General features: G+C 67.0%; 15 protein-coding genes, 1 tRNA gene and 1 pseudogene. 10 read left to right on the forward strand and 7 right to left on the reverse strand.

Annotated elements, in window-relative coordinates; genetic code table 11:
* The 3 genes from AC27IQ_RS10105 to AC27IQ_RS10115 all read right to left on the reverse strand — a co-directional run.
* The coding region (locus tag AC27IQ_RS10105) for a methyl-accepting chemotaxis protein (protein WP_487089381.1) at positions 1-1,436 on the reverse strand (1,436 nt) is incomplete at its 3' end.
* A gap of 202 nt (positions 1,437-1,638) precedes the next feature.
* Positions 1,639-2,901 (reverse strand): CaiB/BaiF CoA transferase family protein, encoded by a 1,263-nt coding sequence (locus AC27IQ_RS10110; protein WP_487089382.1) that lies wholly within the window; start codon positions 2,899-2,901, stop codon positions 1,639-1,641.
* Between the two features lie 136 nt (positions 2,902-3,037).
* A complete protein-coding gene (locus AC27IQ_RS10115; protein WP_317351870.1) occupies positions 3,038-4,234 on the reverse strand; it encodes an acyl-CoA dehydrogenase in 1,197 nt (398 codons plus the stop codon).
* Between the two features lie 183 nt (positions 4,235-4,417).
* Between AC27IQ_RS10115 and AC27IQ_RS10120 the strand changes: the two genes are divergently transcribed.
* The 5 genes from AC27IQ_RS10120 (at position 4,418) to AC27IQ_RS10140 (ending at position 7,156) form a co-directional block, all read left to right on the forward strand.
* Positions 4,418-5,314 (forward strand): LysR substrate-binding domain-containing protein, encoded by an 897-nt coding sequence (locus AC27IQ_RS10120; protein ID WP_487089383.1) that lies wholly within the window; start codon positions 4,418-4,420, stop codon positions 5,312-5,314.
* A 139-nt stretch (positions 5,315-5,453) separates the two neighbouring features.
* The gene (locus tag AC27IQ_RS10125) at positions 5,454-5,672 is read left to right on the forward strand and encodes a hypothetical protein (protein ID WP_272548552.1); all 219 of its coding nucleotides are present in this window, start codon (positions 5,454-5,456) and stop codon (positions 5,670-5,672) included.
* A 239-nt stretch (positions 5,673-5,911) separates the two neighbouring features.
* Positions 5,912-6,097, forward strand: a complete 186-nt coding sequence (locus tag AC27IQ_RS10130) for a hypothetical protein (protein WP_487089384.1) — start codon at positions 5,912-5,914, stop codon at positions 6,095-6,097.
* 422 nt (positions 6,098-6,519) lie between these two features.
* Entirely contained in the window at positions 6,520-6,732 is a 213-nt protein-coding gene (locus AC27IQ_RS10135) for a hypothetical protein (protein WP_272564447.1), read from the forward strand.
* Between the two features lie 244 nt (positions 6,733-6,976).
* A complete protein-coding gene (locus tag AC27IQ_RS10140; RefSeq protein ID WP_284405902.1) occupies positions 6,977-7,156 on the forward strand; it encodes a CsbD family protein in 180 nt (59 codons plus the stop codon).
* Between the two features lie 222 nt (positions 7,157-7,378).
* Here AC27IQ_RS10140 and AC27IQ_RS10145 read toward each other — a convergent pair.
* Positions 7,379-7,463, reverse strand: a tRNA-Leu gene (locus AC27IQ_RS10145).
* A gap of 43 nt (positions 7,464-7,506) precedes the next feature.
* Between AC27IQ_RS10145 and cysM the strand changes: the two genes are divergently transcribed.
* The 3 genes from cysM (at position 7,507) to AC27IQ_RS10160 (ending at position 9,324) form a co-directional block, all read left to right on the forward strand.
* Positions 7,507-8,412: a cysteine synthase CysM gene (gene cysM / locus AC27IQ_RS10150; RefSeq protein WP_284428975.1), complete on the forward strand. Its 906-nt coding sequence runs from the start codon at positions 7,507-7,509 to the stop codon at positions 8,410-8,412.
* A 108-nt stretch (positions 8,413-8,520) separates the two neighbouring features.
* Positions 8,521-9,066 (forward strand): NUDIX hydrolase, encoded by a 546-nt coding sequence (locus AC27IQ_RS10155; protein WP_284405904.1) that lies wholly within the window; start codon positions 8,521-8,523, stop codon positions 9,064-9,066.
* Between the two features lie 30 nt (positions 9,067-9,096).
* Complete coding sequence (locus tag AC27IQ_RS10160; RefSeq protein WP_272548545.1) at positions 9,097-9,324, forward strand: sulfurtransferase TusA family protein; 228 nt, start codon at positions 9,097-9,099, stop codon at positions 9,322-9,324.
* 129 nt (positions 9,325-9,453) lie between these two features.
* Here AC27IQ_RS10160 and galU read toward each other — a convergent pair whose 3' ends face one another.
* On the reverse strand, positions 9,454-10,344 hold the full coding sequence (galU, locus tag AC27IQ_RS10165; protein ID WP_284425092.1) for a UTP--glucose-1-phosphate uridylyltransferase GalU: 891 nt from the start codon (positions 10,342-10,344) through the stop codon (positions 9,454-9,456).
* Between the two features lie 68 nt (positions 10,345-10,412).
* Positions 10,413-13,307, reverse strand: coding sequence for a valine--tRNA ligase (locus tag AC27IQ_RS10170; RefSeq protein WP_487089385.1), 2,895 nt, complete (start codon positions 13,305-13,307; stop codon positions 10,413-10,415).
* A gap of 295 nt (positions 13,308-13,602) precedes the next feature.
* Between AC27IQ_RS10170 and AC27IQ_RS10175 the strand changes: the two genes are divergently transcribed.
* Positions 13,603-15,453: a M48 family metallopeptidase gene (locus tag AC27IQ_RS10175; protein ID WP_487089386.1), complete on the forward strand. Its 1,851-nt coding sequence runs from the start codon at positions 13,603-13,605 to the stop codon at positions 15,451-15,453.
* 57 nt (positions 15,454-15,510) lie between these two features.
* Here the strand turns inward: AC27IQ_RS10175 and AC27IQ_RS10180 are convergent, their stop codons facing one another.
* A complete protein-coding gene (locus AC27IQ_RS10180) occupies positions 15,511-16,137 on the reverse strand; it encodes a VOC family protein (RefSeq protein ID WP_317351891.1) in 627 nt (208 codons plus the stop codon).
* A gap of 223 nt (positions 16,138-16,360) precedes the next feature.
* Here AC27IQ_RS10180 and AC27IQ_RS10185 point away from each other — a divergent pair.
* Positions 16,361-16,627, forward strand: a pseudogene (locus AC27IQ_RS10185) (ABC-F family ATP-binding cassette domain-containing protein); the annotation flags it as partial.

The raw sequence follows: 16,627 nt of genomic DNA on the forward strand, positions 1-16,627 counted from the left end.
GCGGCGTTCTGCTGGGTGGCCTGATCCATCTGCATGACGGCCTCGCCCACTTGGGACACGCCGGCGCTTTGTTCGCTGCTGGCGGCGCTGATCTCGGCCACGATGTCGGTGACGCGCCGGATCGAGGCGACCACCTCGCCCATCGTGGCGCCCGCCTGGTCGGCCAGCACCGATCCCTGCTGCATGCGCGTGACGCTGGCATGGATCAGGGTCTTGATTTCCTTGGCGGCCTCGGCGCTGCGCTGGGCCAATTGGCGCACCTCGCTGGCCACGACCGCGAAGCCGCGCCCTTGCTCGCCGGCCCGCGCTGCTTCCACGGCGGCGTTCAATGCCAGGATGTTCGTCTGGAAGGCGATGCCGTCGATGACACCCACGATGTCGGCGATCTTGCGGCTGCTGTCGTTGATGCCGCGCATGGTGCTCACCACCTCCGACACCACATCGCCGCCCTTGGAGGCCACGGTCGATGCGTTCAGGGCCAACTGGTTGGCCTGCCGGGCGTTTTCCGCGTTGGCCTGCACGGTGGAGCTGAGTTCCTCCATGGAGGCCGAGGTTTCTTCCAGCGCACTGGCCTGTCGTTCGGTGCGGGCCGAAAGGTCGTTGTTGCCTTGCGCGATCTCGCCGCTGGCGCTCGCCACGCTGTCGGCGTTGTCGCGCACTTTGCCCACCACCCGAGACAGGCTGGTCTGCATCGCATGGAGTGCGTTCAGCAACTGGGCGATTTCATCCTGACCGCGGGCGTGGGTGGCCTGGGTCAGGTCGCCGGAGGCCACGGCTTCCGAAATGCGCACCGCATTGCCCAGCGGTTGCGTGACGGTGCGGCTGAACAGCACCGCGCCGAAAACGCTGGCCCCGCACACGACCAGCATCACGGTCAGGCTGATCCAGTTGGCCTGGCGCGCTGCCGTCGCAGCCTCCAGGGACACGGCCGCGCTGGCTTTGCTGATCAGGTCGCCCGTCTGCTCCAGCAGTTGCGCCGGCTCCCGGTCCATGCCCTGCACGGCTTGATCGCCTGCGGCCGGGTCTCGGCCCGATGCCTTGAATGTTTCGAACCCTTTGCGGTAGGCCACTCCCATGCGTTCGTGTGCGATCAGGAACTGGCCCACCCGCTCACGCGCATCGCCTGCGGGCAAATCGTCCATCAGCTTGCGCGCCTGGGCTTGCACGGCCCCTTCGCTTTTCGCGAAGGCGGCCCAATAGCGCGACAGCTGCGCATCGTCCTTGCCCCGCAGCAGCGTGTTCTTCCATTCCTGTACCTGCACCCGGAAGTCGCCCAGCACGTCGGCGGCCATCCGCTCTTGCTGGGTATGGGTGGCGACCGTGGTCTGGTACGTGGTCAGGGCCGAGTTCAGCCGGCCAAGGCCGAACAGCGCAGCGGCGAAAAGCAGCAAGAGGGCGAATGTAAAGACGAGCGGGAGTTTTCGGCTGAGCTTCATCGGAAGATCCCTGAGGGAGTGGGAGGGCGCCCCTTCGTGAGGAGCGTCCGGGACTGTCGGATGGATGAAGTGTATTGAAATATCATTTCTATCATAAAAATCATTTTTAACTTTCCATGCAGCGGATCGCGCCATGAAAAAAAGCCTTGCGCGAAGGCAAGGCCTTTCTCGGGCGGGGCCGATGCCATCGGCCTGGGGCGGGTTAAACCACGTTCGCCGCGCGAAGCAGCGCAATGCGTTCAGCGTCCAGCCCCAGCCCCGCCAGCACCTCGTCGGTGTGCTGCCCCAGCGCCGGCGGCGCCCGGTGCAGCACCGGCGGCGTGGCGGACAGCCGCAGCGGGCTGGCCACCCCGGCGATTCGGCCGATGCCGTCGCCGAGATCGCCCTGTGGCCACCGGGCTTGCTCCACGCGCAGGCCCCGGGCCTGCACCTGCGGGTCATCGAACGCCTCGGCCAGCGTGTTGACCGGGCCGCAGGGGACGGCCTTGTCCTGCAGCAAGGTGATCCAGTCGGCCGTGGTGCGGGTGCGGGTGACCTCCTGCAGGGTGGGGACCAGCTCGGCCCGGTGCCTGACCCGCAGCGGGTTGGTGGCGAACCGGGCGTCCTGCGCCCATTCCGGCCGGCCGGCGGCGGCGCAGAACCGCGCGAACTGCCCGTCGTTGCCGATGGCCAGCAGCATGGCGCCGTCGGCGGTGGGAAAGTCCTGGTAGGGCACGAGGCTGGGGTGCGTATTGCCCTGGCGGGTCGGCGCCTGCCCGGTGGCCAGGAAGCCCGAGGCCTGGTTGGCGAGCACGGCCATGCCCACGTCCAGCAGCGCCATGTCGATGTGCTGGCCTTCGCCGGTGCGCTCGCGCACGTGCAGCGCGGCCAGGATGGCGTTGCTCGCGTACAGCCCGGTGAACAGGTCGATCACGGCCACGCCGACGCGCAGCGGGCCGGCGCCGGGCTCGCCGTCGGCCCGGCCGGTGATGCTCATCAGGCCCGTCATGGCCTGGATCATGAGGTCGTAGCCGGCGCGCTCGGCATAGGGCCCGTCCTGGCCGAAGCCGGTCACCGAGCAGTAGATGAGCCGCGGGTTGGCCGCGCGCAGGCTGGCGTGGTCCAGTCCGTACTGGCGCAAGCCGCCGACTTTGAAGTTCTCCACCACCACGTCGGCCTGCTGCGCCATCTGGCGGATCAGCGCCTGCCCCTCGGGCGTGGCCATGTCGATGGTGACCGAGCGCTTGTTGCGGTTGCAGGCCGTGAAGTAGGCGGCCTGCGCCGTGTCGTTGCCCGCGTCGTCCTTCAGGAACGGCGGGCCCCAGTGGCGCGTGTCGTCACCCACGCCGGGGCGCTCCACCTTGACCACGTCCGCCCCCAGATCGGCCAGCACCTGGGTGCACCAGGGGCCGGCGAGCACGCGGGACAGGTCGAGCACGCGGATGCCGGCGAGGGCGCCCGCCGGGGCTTGGGGGGTCGTGGTCATGCAAAAATCGCTTTGCTATGAAAAATGTAGCAATATGCCCTAGTACTGATTGTGCTGGAGGCCTGAAAGGCCATGAACCGCCCGGCAGCGCCCGCCCTGGCGGTCCAGGCCGGGGCGCGTGCTTTCGTTCGCCAGTTCAGTTCGCGAAGGCGGCGATGCCGGTCTGGGCCCGGCCCAGGATCAGCGCGTGCACATCGTGCGTGCCTTCGTAGGTGTTGACCACCTCCAGGTTCACCAGGTGGCGCGCCACGCCGAACTCGTCGCTGATCCCGTTGCCGCCCATCATGTCGCGCGCCATGCGGGCGATGTCCAGCGCCTTGCCGCAGCTGTTGCGCTTGATGATGGACGTGGCCTCGACCGAGGCGGTGCCGTCGTCCTTCATGCGGCCCAGGCGCAGGCAGGCCTGCAGGCCGATGGCGATCTCGGTCTGCATGTCGGCCAGCTTCTTCTGGATGAGCTGGTTGGCCGCCAGGGGCCGGCCGAACTGCTTGCGGTCCAGCGTGTACTGGCGCGCGGTGTGCCAGCAGAATTCCGCCGCGCCCAGCGCGCCCCAGGCGATGCCGTAGCGGGCGCTGTTCAGGCAGGTGAAGGGGCCTTTGAGGCCCTGCACTTCAGGGAAGGCGTTTTCCTCGGGCACGAACACTTCGTCCATCACGATCTCGCCGGTGATGCTGGCGCGCAGGCCCACCTTGCCGTGGATGGCCGGGGCGCTCAGGCCCTTCATGCCCTTTTCGAGCACGAACCCGCGGATCGGGCCGACCGCGCCGGCCTCGGACACTTCCTTGGCCCAGACCACGAACACATCGGCGATGGGGCTGTTGGTGATCCACATCTTGGCGCCCGACAGCGAATAGCCGCCCGGTACCTTCTTGGCGCGCGATGCCATGCTGCCCGGGTCGGAGCCGTGGTCGGGCTCGGTCAGGCCAAAGCAGCCGATCCACTCGCCGCTGGCCAGCTTGGGCAGGTACTTCTGTTTTTGCGCCTCGGTGCCGAACTCGTGGATCGGCACCATCACGAGGGAGCTTTGCACGCTGGCCATCGAGCGGTAGCCCGAGTCCACGCGCTCGACCTCGCGGGCGATGAGGCCGTAGGCCACGTAGTTCAGGCCGGGGCCGCCGTACTGCTCGGGAATGGTGGGGCCCAGCAGGCCCACTTCGCCCATCTCGCGGAAGATGGCGATGTCGGTCTTTTCATGGCGGAACTGCTCCAGCACGCGCGGGGCGAGCTTGTCCTGGCAGAAGGCGGCGGCGGCGTCGCGAATCATGCGCTCGTCGTCGGTCAGTTGCTGGTCGAGCAGGAACGGGTCGCTCCATTGGAAGGCGGCGTGGGCCATGGGGGTGTCTCCGGGGAAGTTCGGTTCGGATCGGTGCCGGTGTGCGAAAAGCGCATGGGCGGCCGGGTTGGTGCGATGGTAGGCGCGTGGATCGTGCGGTGCAAGCGAGGATGCTGCATCCAGACATGCGATCAATTCATATCTGGATGGCCGGTCGGGTACGGGTTTCGGCACAATCGCGCCATGCGCCGAACCTTGCCCTCCACCCAGTCCCTGGCCTGCTTCGAGGCTGCGGCCCGCCATGAAAGCTACACCCGCGCGGCCCAGGAACTGGCGCTCACCCAGGGCGCGGTGTCGCGGCAGATCATGGCGCTGGAGGATTTCCTGGGCGTGGCACTGTTTCGCCGCACGCGGCACGGGGTGGCGCTCACGCCAGCGGGCACGCATTACGCGCGGCAGGTGGGCCGCTGGCTGCAGGGACTGGAGCGCGACACGCTGTACGTGATGGCGCACCAGGGGCAGGGCGGGTCGATCGCGCTGGCCGCCGTGCCCACCTTCGCCACGCGCTGGCTGATCCCGCGCCTGCCCCTGCTGGCCCAGGCGCATCCGGACATCGTCGTGCACATCGAAACGCGCACGCGGCCCTTCCTGTTCGCCGACACCGGATTCGACGCCGCGCTGTATGCCGGCACGCCCGAGCAGGTCAGCAACTGGCCGGGCACGCAGGCCCTGCGGCTCTTGCAGGAAGACGTGGTGCCCGTGTGCAGCCCGCGCCTGTTGCCCGGCGGGCAGCCGCTCGAACCCCAGGCGCTGGCGAGCCTGCCGCTGCTGCAGCAGACCACGCGTCCCTACGGATGGCGGCAATGGTTCGAGGCCATGGACGTGCAGGCGCCGCGCGCGCTCGACGGGCCGCGCTACGAGTTGTTCTCCATGCTGGCCGTGGCCGCTTCGCACGGGCTGGGCGTGGCGCTCATGCCCCCGCTGCTGATCGAGGCCGAGCGGGCCCGGGGTGAACTGGTGCTGGCCTGCGAGCGGCCCCTGCGCGGCGAACGCGCCTACTACCTCATCACCCCGGCGCAGCCGCAGCCCCCCGTGCTGGCCGCCTTCGCCGATTGGTTGCAGGACATGGCCGCGAGTTGAGCCCCCGGGTGCCTTCCGTGCCGCCGGCCGATTGCGTGCGGGTGGCGGCGCGGCTACCCTTTGGGTCAGCTGCAGCTCAAGCGCAAGGCCATGGGCCCGAGGACTGCAGCGTCTGTGCAACCAACAAGGAGAAAGCTTCATGGGAACCGTTTATCACGCACCGCATTTCGACCCCACGGTGGATGAGCTCGAAGCGCTCAAGCAACTGGAGCTGGGCCGTGCCATCAGCGTGCCCGAGGCGCTCACGCACCACCTGTCGGGACGGCTCTACGAACGCGGCTACGTGGCCAAGAATCCGGCCGGCGATCTGGCCATCACCGACGCGGGCCGCCAGCTGATCCGCCGCCAGGAAAGCTGACCGCCAGCCCTCGCCTCAACGACCCGACCCGGCCCCATGCCGGTGTCCGCACCCGGCGCCGCCCCTCCAGCCATGGAGGGGCCGCCGGGTTTTTTGATGGGAGGCCGGGTCCCGAGACCCCGCTGCAACCGCCTTCGTCCTACAGACGACCCGCGGGAGGCGGTTTTAAGGTATCGCCTGTGCTGCTTCACGGCGTGTTGAACCCCAAGCGGCACGACAAACCCATCCGAGGAGCAGCCATGCCAAGAGGTGACAAGTCGGCGTACACAGACAAGCAAAAACGCCAAGCCGAACACATCGAAGACAGTTATGAACACCAGGGTCTCCGCAAGCCGGAGGCCGAGCGCCGGGCCTGGGCCACGGTGAACAAGGATTCCGGCGGTGGCAAGCAGTCCGGCAGCGGACGCACCCCATCCAACCGCTGACACGAGGAGATTCTTCTCACCCTTTTTGTGCCCCCAGCGTCGTGGATGCCAGTCATAGCTTGCTTCCGATGGTCTGTTCCTATTGAAGGATTGAACATATGAAAGAAACTCTGACTGTCCTCGCCGGATTCATGCTGTTTTCCAGCCTTGGAATCGCCTACCTGGCCGCTTCGGTCATGAGCGGTCTCTGAGCTGCAGGAAACAGAGCATCTCGGTCCGCATCCCGACGCCGGCACCCGGCACCCCGTACCGCCTTCCATTCCGCCGCCACCCACTTTTCCATCCTCCATGGCCTCCCATCCTCCCGCCCCAGGCAAGGCCGACCTGCCCGTCGAGCCCGATGTGCCCGCGCCCCCGCCCGAACAGGCGGATGAACCACCGCATGTGCAGTACGCGAGCGGCCATGCTGCAGGGAGCCTCCGATGAATCGCGGAGGGACCGAGCGGGAGGTGTCCGACGCGGAAAAGCGTGTGGGTGCCGTGCTGGAAAAGCTGGAAGAGCAGACGGACTCCGAGGTGGAGAAGATCGCCCTCGAAGACGTGGTGGACACCAATGCGGAAACCGGCCGCCCCGAAGTGCGCAAGGCCGTGGACATCCGGGTCAAGCCCAAGGTGCAACGCAAGTGGACCAAATGAGGCTTTCAACCGCTTGAAGCCGGTACTGCATCGAACAATCAGTGCCGCGATTCAGTTTCAATTAAAAACTGCTTTCGAAATCTGCCAACCCGCACGCCACCCGCGCTGCGGGTTTTTTCTTGTGTAGGCAGCTGCTGACGCCAACGGATGGCTTCCGCCCGCGCGGGCGCTGCGGATCGGGTCTTAGCCTTCAGGTCATGCAAAGCCATTTTGTTTTGCACTTACCTCACCGAAAGGAATCACCATGAACACCGATCAAGTCAAAGGCGCATTGAAGGACGTGGCAGGCAAGGTTCAACAAAAGACCGGCGAGCTGATCAACAGCCCCGAGCAGCAAGCCAAGGGCGTTGCCAAGCAGGTCGAGGGCACCACCCAAAAGAACTACGGCGACGCCAAAGAGAACATCAAGGATGCCGTGAAGTAATGCCTGCATGAGGCGTTTTGCCTCTGCGGTTGAAAAGCCCTAATGCGGCGACGCATCGGGGCTTTTTGTTTTGAGTCGGGGATAGGAGCACCGTGTATGGCTTTGCACTGTCGAGAGCACCGGGCTGCTGAAAGCAAAAAGCCCGCGAAGGCGGGCCATTCATTCAGAGTGTGCAAGATGCAGCGAGGAACAAGCTGCTGTGCATTCATGGCCAGAAAGCCATGGTGCCCGGGGCCGGAATCGAACCGGCACGCCTTGCGGCGGGGGATTTTGAGTCCCCTGCGTCTACCAATTCCACCACCCGGGCGACGCGAAGATCGAAGCCGCGAATTATGGCACAGTAGCGCGCTATGAAGACCTATCCCACCATCGAAGACGCGATTGGACACACCCCCTTGGTCGCGCTGCAGCGCATCGGCGCGCAAGAGAACGCAGAGCGCGGCACCGTGGTGCTGGGCAAGCTGGAGGGCAACAATCCGGCCGGGTCGGTCAAGGACCGGCCTGCGCTGTCGATGATCCGCCGGGCGCAGGAGCGCGGAGACATCCAGCCGGGCGACACGCTGATCGAGGCCACCTCGGGCAACACCGGCATCGCGCTGGCCATGGCCGCGGCCATCAAGGGCTACCGCATGGTGCTGGTGATGCCGGAGGACCTGTCGGTGGAGCGCGCGCAGACCATGAAGGCGTTCGGTGCGGAACTGATCCTCACCCCCAAGAGCGGCGGCATGGAATACGCCCGCGATCTGGCCGAGACCATGGTCAAGCAGGGCAAGGGCGTGGTGCTCGACCAGTTCGCCAACCCCGACAACCCGCGCATCCATTACGAGACCACGGGCCCGGAGCTGTGGGAGCAGACCGAAGGGCGCATCACCCACTTCGTGAGCGCCATGGGCACCACGGGCACCATCACGGGCGTGTCGCGTTTCCTGAAGGAAAAGAATCCCGCCATCCAGATCATCGGCGCGCAGCCGAAGGATGGCTCGCGCATCCCTGGCATCCGCAAATGGCCGCAGGAATACCTGCCCAAGATCTACGACCCGAGCGCGGTGGACGAGACGATCAACGTGGGCCAGGACGACGCCGAGGACATGTGCCGGCGCATGGCGCGCGAAGAGGGCATCTTTGCCGGCATCTCGGCGGCGGGCGCCTGCTGGGCCGCACAGGAGATCGCGCGGCGCGAATCCAATGCGACCATCGTCTTCGTGGTCTGCGACCGGGGCGACCGCTACCTGTCCACAGGCGTGTTCCCGGCGTGAGCCGGCCGCTGGGATGCCCTGGATGGGGCGCCGCACCGGATTTCAGGCTCAAAAAGGCCGCATGCCGGGGTATCCATTGCCTTGTCTGCTATTGAAAATGTAGCGCCTATGTACGAAACCCGTTTCTGCACCCACTGCGCCACGCCCCTGGCGCGCATCACGGTGGCCGAGGATGGCGGCGATGTGGAGCGCCTGCGCTGCCCGGCCTGCGGCTGGACGCACTGGAACAACCCCACGCCCGTGCTGGCGGCGGTGGTGGTGCGCGACGGGCAGGTGCTGCTGGCGCGCAATGCGGCCTGGGCGGGCAAGCAGTACGCGCTGATCACGGGCTTCATGGAGGCGGGCGAGACGCCCCAGGAGGGCATTACGCGCGAGATCAAGGAAGAGACGAACCTCGATGTGAGCGCGCTGGCGCTCATCGGCGTGTACGACTTCCAGCGCATGAACCAGGTCATCATCGCCTACCACGCGGTGGCGCACGGCGAGGTGCGGCTGTCGCCCGAACTGGTGGACTATCGCCTGCTGGCGCCGGAGGCCGTGAAGTGCTGGCCGGCCGGCACTGGCTACGCGCTGGCGGATTGGCTGCGAACCCAAGGCATCGAACCCGAATTCGTGGATCTGTTCCACAGCGGCGCAGCCCCTTCCGCTGCTTAGAATGGGGCTCATTCGCCCAGGAAGCATGTGATGGACATCCACAAGGAAATCGACACCCGCGGTCTCAATTGCCCGCTGCCCATTCTCAAGGCCAAGAAGGCCCTGGCCGACATGGTGAGCGGCCAGTTGCTCAAGGTGGTCTCCACCGACAACGGTTCGCTGCGCGACTTCCAGGCGTTCGCCAAGCAGACGGGCAACGAGCTGGTCGAGCAGCAGACCGTGGGCGACGAATTCATCCACCTGCTGCGCCGGCGCTGAGCGCCAGCAGGGCGGCCTTTCCGTCTCAGGCGCTGATCCGGCCCGGCACCGCGGCGACGCAGCGGTGACCGGGCCAATTTGCGTTCGCAGTGCCCTCAGCGCAGGGCCGCACCGGGCCCCGCGCCTGTTTCAGATCTCCACGGTCTTGAGGTATTCGCGGAAGGCGGCACCCACCTGAGGGTGCTGCAGCGCCAGTTCCACCGTCGCTTCCAGAAAGCCTTCCTTGCTGCCGCAGTCGTAGCGCTTGCCTTCGTAGCGGAAGGCGTACACGGCCTCGCGCGCCATGAGGCGGGCAATGGCATCGGTCAGCTGGATCTCGCCGCCCACGCCCTGGGGCTGGTTGCGGATCTCGTCGAACACGCCGGGCGTGAGGATGTAGCGGCCGGCCACGCCCATGCGCGAGGGGGCGTCTTCCGGTGCGGGCTTTTCCACGATGCGGTCGATGCGGATCAGCGGGCCGCCGGCGGGCTCGCCGGCCACGATGCCGTAGCGGCGCACCTGGTCGGCGGGCACTTCCTGCACGGCCAGCAGCGAGCGGCCCTGCTTGCGGAACGCGGTGGCCATCTGCGCCAGCACGGGCTGGCCGCCGGGCAGGCCGACCATCAGGTCATCGGCCAGCAGCACGGCGAAGGGCTCGCGGCCGACCAGCGGCTCGGCGCACAGCACGGCGTGGCCCAGGCCCAGCGAGCGGGGTTGGCGCACGAAGGCGCAGTCCATGTCGCTGGGGGCGACGGAGCGCACCAGCTGCAGCAGGTCGTTCTTGCCGGCGGCTTCGAGTTCGTTTTCCAGCTCGTAGGCGGTGTCGTAATGGTCTTCGATGGCCCGCTTGCTGCGGCCGGTCACGAAGATCATGTGGCGGATGCCGGCGGAATAGGCTTCCTCGACCGCGTACTGGATCAGGGGCTTGTCCACCACGGGGAGCATTTCCTTGGGGGATGCCTTGGTGGCGGGCAGGAAACGGGTGCCCAGGCCTGCCACGGGGAACACGGCTTTGCGGATCGCGGAAGTGTTGTCGGTCATCGATGGTCCTTCTTGGGGTCGGTCAGTCGGTGTCGTAAAGGGTGAACGTGGGGGCGAAGCCCGCGCTATCAAGCCAGCCGGGCCAGCTGGTCGCGCAGGCGGGTCAGCGTGGCGCCGAAATCGGCCACGCGCTTTTTCTCCTGGTCGATCACGGCGGGCGGTGCCTTGGCCACGAAGGCCTCGTTGGACAGCTTGGCCTGCGCCTTGGTGATCTCGCCGTCGATGCGGGCGATCTCCTTGGACAGGCGGGCCTTTTCGGCCGCCACGTCGATCTCCATGTGCAGGCACAGGCGGACGTCGCCCACCACGGCCACGGGCGCGGCCTGCGCGGCAGCGGCCCAGGCGGCATCGTCTTCAAACACCTGCACCTCGCTGAGCTTGGCCAGGGCCTGCAGCGCAGGCGCGGCCGAGCGCATGAAGGCCGCATCGCCCACCGCGTAGAGCGGCAGGCGCGTGGCGGGCGAGACGTTCATCTCGCCGCGCAGCGTGCGGCAGGCGTCCACGAAGGCCTTCAGGCGCGCCACGTGGGCGATGGCGGCTTCGTCGACCTTCTCCAGCTGCGCCTGCGGGTAGGCGGCGATGCTGACCGACTCGCCCGCGCGGCCGGCCACGGGCGCGACCTTCTGCCACAGGGCTTCGGTGATGAACGGGATCAGCGGGTGCGCCAGGCGCAGGATGGTTTCCAGGGTGCGGATGAGCGTGCGGCGCGTGGCGCGCTGCTCGGCCGGCGTGCCGGTCTGGATCTGCACCTTGGCGATTTCCAGGTACCAGTCGCAGAACTCGTTCCAGACGAAGTCGTAGATCGTGTTGGCCACGTTGTCCAGGCGGAACTCGGCAAAGCCCTTGGCCACCTCGGCCTCGACCTGCTGCAGCAGCGAGACGATCCAGCGGTCGGGCTGGCTGAAGGCCAGATAGCCGCCGCCTTCGCAATCGGCCGGGGTGTGCTCCTGCAGGCCACAGTCCTGGCCTTCGCAGTTCATCAGCACGAAGCGGCTGGCGTTCCAGAGCTTGTTGCAGAAGTTGCGATAGCCCTCGCAGCGCTTGCTGTCGAAGTTGATGCTGCGGCCGAGGCTGGCGAGCGCCGCGAAGGTGAAGCGCAGCGCATCGGCGCCGTAGGCGGGAATGCCCTCGGGGAACTCCTTTTGCGTGTTCTTGCGCACCTGGGGCGCGGTCTCGGGGCGGCGCAGGCCGGTGGAGCGCTTTTCCAGCAGGGGGTCGAGCGCGATGCCGTCGATCAGGTCCACCGGGTCGAGCACGTTGCCCTCGGACTTGCTCATCTTCTTGCCCTGCGCATCGCGCACCAAGCCGTGGATGTACACGTGCTTGAACGGCACGCGGCCGGTGAAGTGCGTGGTCATCATGATCATCCGGGCGACCCAGAAGAAGATGATGTCGTAGCCCGTCACCAGCACCGAGGAGGGTAGGTAGAGGTCGTAGTCCTTGGTGGCGTTCTGATCGTCAAGGGCTTCGGGCCATCCGAGCGAGGAGAAGGGCACGAGCGCGGCGGAATACCACGTGTCCAGCACGTCCTCGTCGCGCGTGAGCACCTTGCCCGCACCGGCCTGGGCCTGCGCCTCGGCCTCGTCGCGCGCCACGTACACGTTGCCCGCTTCGTCGTACCACGCCGGGATCTGGTGTCCCCACCACAGCTGGCGGCTGATGCACCAGTCCTGGATGTTGTTCATCCACTGGTTGTAGGTGTTGACCCAGTTCTCGGGCACGAACTGCACCTCGCCCGAGGCCACGGCGTCGATGGCTTTTTGCGCGATGCTCTTGCCGGTCGGGTCTTGTTCGCTCACTTTGCCCATGGCCACGAACCATTGGTCCGTCAGCATGGGTTCGACCACCTGGCCCGTGCGGGTGCAGATGGGCACCATCAGCTTGTGCTTCTTGGTCTCGACCAGGGCACCCGCGGCCTCCAGGTCGGCCACGATGGCCTTGCGGGCCACGAAGCGGTCCAGGCCCTGGTACTTGGCCGGCGCGTTCTCGTTGATGGTGGCCTGCAGGGTCAGCATGATGATCATCGGCAGGTTGTGGCGCTGGCCGACTTGGTAGTCGTTGGGGTCGTGCGCGGGCGTGACCTTGACCACGCCGGTGCCGAATTCCTTGTCCACGTAGGCATCGGCGATGATGGGGATCTCGCGGCCCACCAGCGGCAGCGTCACTGTCTTGCCGATGAGCGCGGTGTAGCGCTCGTCCTCGGGGTGCACCATCAGCGCCACGTCGCCCAGCATGGTCTCGGGGCGGGTGGTGGCCACCGTGAGGCTGCCGCTGCCGTCGGTCAGCGGGTAGGCGATGTGCCAGAGCGAGCCGTCCTTCTCTTCGTTCTCCACTTCGAGGTCGGACACGGCGGACTGCAGTTTCGGGTCCCAGTTCACCAGGCGCTTGCCGCGGTAGATCAGGCCCTGCTGGTACAGGCGCACGAAGGTGTCGGTGACCACCTTGGAGAGCTTGTCGTCCATGGTGAAGTATTCGCGGCTCCAGTCCACGCTGTCGCCCATGCGGCGCATCTGCGTGGTGATGGTGTTGCCGCTGTGTTCCTTCCACTCCCAGACCTTGGCGACGAAGTTCTTGCGCGCCTCGGGCGGCGTGGCGCCCATGTCGTGGCGGCTGATGCCCTGCTCCTGCAACTGGCGCTCCACCACGATCTGCGTGGCGATGCCCGCGTGGTCGGTGCCCGGAATCCACGCCGTGTTGAAGCCCTTCATGCGGTGGTAGCGCGTGAGGCTGTCCATGATGGTCTGGTTGAACGCATGGCCCATGTGCAGCGTGCCCGTCACGTTGGGCGGCGGCAGCTGGATGGAGAAGGCGGGCTCGCCCGCCTGGGCCTGGCGCGAGCCACGGTAGCCCGCATCGCCATAGCCCCGGCGTTCCCACTCGGGGCCCCAATGGGCCTCGATGGCAGCGGGCTCGAAGGATTTGGACAGGCTTTCAAGGCCGGGTTGGTTCAGGGGCGAGCTCATGGGGTCTGGTGGGTGCAAGAAGAGGCCAACGGGCAGGCGGCTGCCTGGGCTTCGGGTCAGGAAGGGGACCGGGCATTTTAAGGCAGCGGCACCAGCGCTCCGCGGGCGCTGGGCCCGGCGGGCGGGCCGGATCTGCTATCGCTTTGTTACCTTTTGCCGAAGGCTGCAAGGGGATGTGAGCAAGATGGCTGCCGATAATCGTCGGCCTCGGAGCCATCGGGCGCACCCGCCAGGGGGTGGCCGGCTCCGTGCCGTGCCGCCAAGGTCCCATTCCCATTCCAACAAATCCGCACCCATGGCCCTTCATCCCTCGCTGCGCGCCGGTCTCGGCAAAGCCTTTCTCTGGTCGGTGCTGTCGCTGTTCGCGGTGCCGCTGGTCACCCTGTTCTTCGCGAACCATGTGCAGCGCGACCTGGACGCCAGGTTCCTCGCCGCCATCGAATCGCGCATCGACGCCGCCACGGACCTGTCCCCGGCGGACCGGCAGGAACAAAAGGACTACTACCGGGCCCATCCACCCTCCACGATCTGCACCGACCGCACGCCCGATGCCCAGGAATACCGCGAGGCCATGTGCCCGCCGTATTCCAACAACTGGCAGTTCTTCGTGGCGCGCACCGTGGCGCTGTGGACGTTGGTGGCCGGCGCGCTGGTGCTGGTGGCCGCGCTGGCGCTCGGGGCGCTGGCCTTCGTCAACCGCCGGCTGCAGCACGCGAGCTTCGTGGCCGGCTGGCGCCTGATGACCGCCGCGAGCGCGCTGGAGGTGGTGGTGCAGGGCGCGATGGTGGCCTGGCTGTCGTTCTGGGTAACGGCGTATTTCTGGCACCGCTATTCGCCCAAGCTCATCATGGCGGTGGCGATCGGCGTGGCGGTGGCCGTGGTGCTGGCGGTGGTGGGCATCTTCAAGCGGGTGAACCGCCACAGCGAGGTCGAGGGCGAGCTGGTGCAGGAGGCCGACGCGCCGCTGCTGTGGCAGCGCATCCGCCACATGGCCGCGCGGCTGCAGACCGCGCCGCCGCAGCACATCGTGGCCGGCATCGACGCCAATTTCTTCGTGACCGAAGCGCCCATCCACGTGGCGGGGCAGGTGCTCACCGGGCGCACGCTGTTCGTCAGCATTCCGCTGCTGCGCCTGCTCGACCAATCCGAGGCCGACGCGGTGTTCGCCCACGAGTTGGCCCACCTGGGCGGCGGCGACACCGAAAGCAGCGCGCGCCTGGGGCCGAAACTGGTGCAGTACGACCAGTACCACCATGCCATGCGCACCTCCGGCCTGACGGCGGTGGTGTCCCCGCTGCTGGGCCTGTACCGCCTGATCTTCGAGTGGGCCCTGGCCCGCGACAGCCGGGCGCGCGAGTTCCAGGCCGACCGCATCGCCGCGCAGCTGGTGTCGCCCCAGGCCATCGGGCAGTCGCTGGTCAAGATCGCGGCCTATGCCAGGTACCGCCACAAGATCGAGAGCGACCTGTTCGACAAGGAAGAGCAGCTGGCGGGCGATCTGGGCATCGCGCACTTCATCTCGAGCGGGCTGCCGCCCTATGCGCAGTCGGCGGAGTTCCGCACCGCGATGCAGACGGCCAACGTGCCCCATCCGTTCGACACCCACCCGCTCATGCCCGAACGCATCCGCAACGTGGGTTGGGTGCTGCCCGAATCGGACTACGGCGCCATCGTGGTGCGGCCGCCCGAGCGCACCTGGGCGCAGGACATCCTCACGGCAGACGCCATCGAGCAGCGCCTGTGGAGCGATTACGAGCAGGCCTTCGCGCAGGGTCACGAACGCAGCCTCGCCTACCGCTACGAGCCGGCCAATGCCGAGGAACTGGCGGTGGTGCTCAAGTACTTCCCGGCGCGCCAGTTCGCCCTGAAGGGCGGCCACACGGTGCAGGTGAGCCATGAAGGCATCACGACTTCGGCCGATGGCGCCACGGTGCCCTGGGACGCGGTGAAGGCCATGGCCTTCAAGGACAGCATCCTGGGCGATTCGCTCACCATCACGCACCCGGAAAAAAGCCTGCTGCGCGCCAAGAGCACGAAGCTCAAGCTGCCGGGCCTCAAGAAGGACAAGCAGCGCTTCAAGGCGACGCTGGAGCACTACTGGGAGCGCCACCAGGTCATGCGCGGGCGCGAAACGCTGGACGATTGAGCGGCCAGCCCCGGCCCCGGCCCCGGCCCCAGGCCGAGGTGCAGCGACGCGGGCCGGTCAACCCTTGGCGTATTCCGGCCGATCGTTCTGCGCGGGCTTGAGCGGCGCGGCGCTCTTGCCCTCGGCACGCTCCTTGCGCCACTGCTCCTTGCGCGCGGTCCACTCGTTCAGGCGCTGGTGGGCCACCGTGCTGTCCTTTTCCATCTGCTGCGCATCGGCCAATTGCGCCGACAGCTCCAGGCGAATGCCGTTGGGATCGAAGAAGTAGATGCTCTTGAAGATGTGGTGATCGGTCACGCCGAGCACTTCGACGCCATGCGCTTCCAGGCGGGCCTTGGTGTTCTCCAGCTCCTGCACCGTGTCCACGCGGAACGCGATGTGGTTGACCCACAGTGGGGTGTTGGGCGAGGGCTCGGCCTTCACGTCGTCGCCCAGGTCGAAGAAGGCGATGAACGAGCCGTCCTTCAGCCGGAAGAAGAAGTGCGTGTAGGGGCAGTACTCGCCCGTGCTGGGCACGTAGTCGCTCTGGATGATGTGGTAGAGCGGCAGGCCCAGGATGTCTTCGTAGAACTGCCGCGTTTCCTCGGCGTCGCGCGCCTTGTAGGCGTAGTGGTGCAGCTGCTGCACGGCGGCGGGCGGGGGCAGGGTGGACAGGTCGGGTTTCGGTCTTGGCACGGCGTTCATGGCGGTCTCCGTCGGGTGGATCTGAAAATTGTACTATCCGTAATACATTTCACCTAAGTGAATTTGCGTTGCCGGTTCTGCGGCCGTATAGTCCGGCCCTTCGATCGCTCCGATCGCCGCCACCGAGGTTCTTCACCCATGCGCCTTTAAGCCCCCTCCGTCCGTTCCGCTTTCCCCCCAACGATCCGGGGAGGCGGCCGATTCGATGGCTTGGAGCTTGACCATGGCGACATTCAACGCGGACGCCCGTCCGCACCGCGGCGCAGCGCGCACCGCATCCGTTTCCCTTTCCTCTTCTTCCACGTCTTCTCCCCTGTCGGCTTGCGCGCCGGCGCGGGAGGGCGCGCTGCTGCGCCTGGCCCGGGTGCAATGGCGGCGACCCGACGGCGAGGCGCTCTGGGCCGAGCCGCCCACACTCCACCTCGCCCCCGGCATCACCGGCCTGGTGGGCGACAACGGCGTGGGCAAGAGCGTGCTGCTCGCCCTGGCG

This window comes from Acidovorax sp. KPB24-07 (assembly GCF_057543315.1).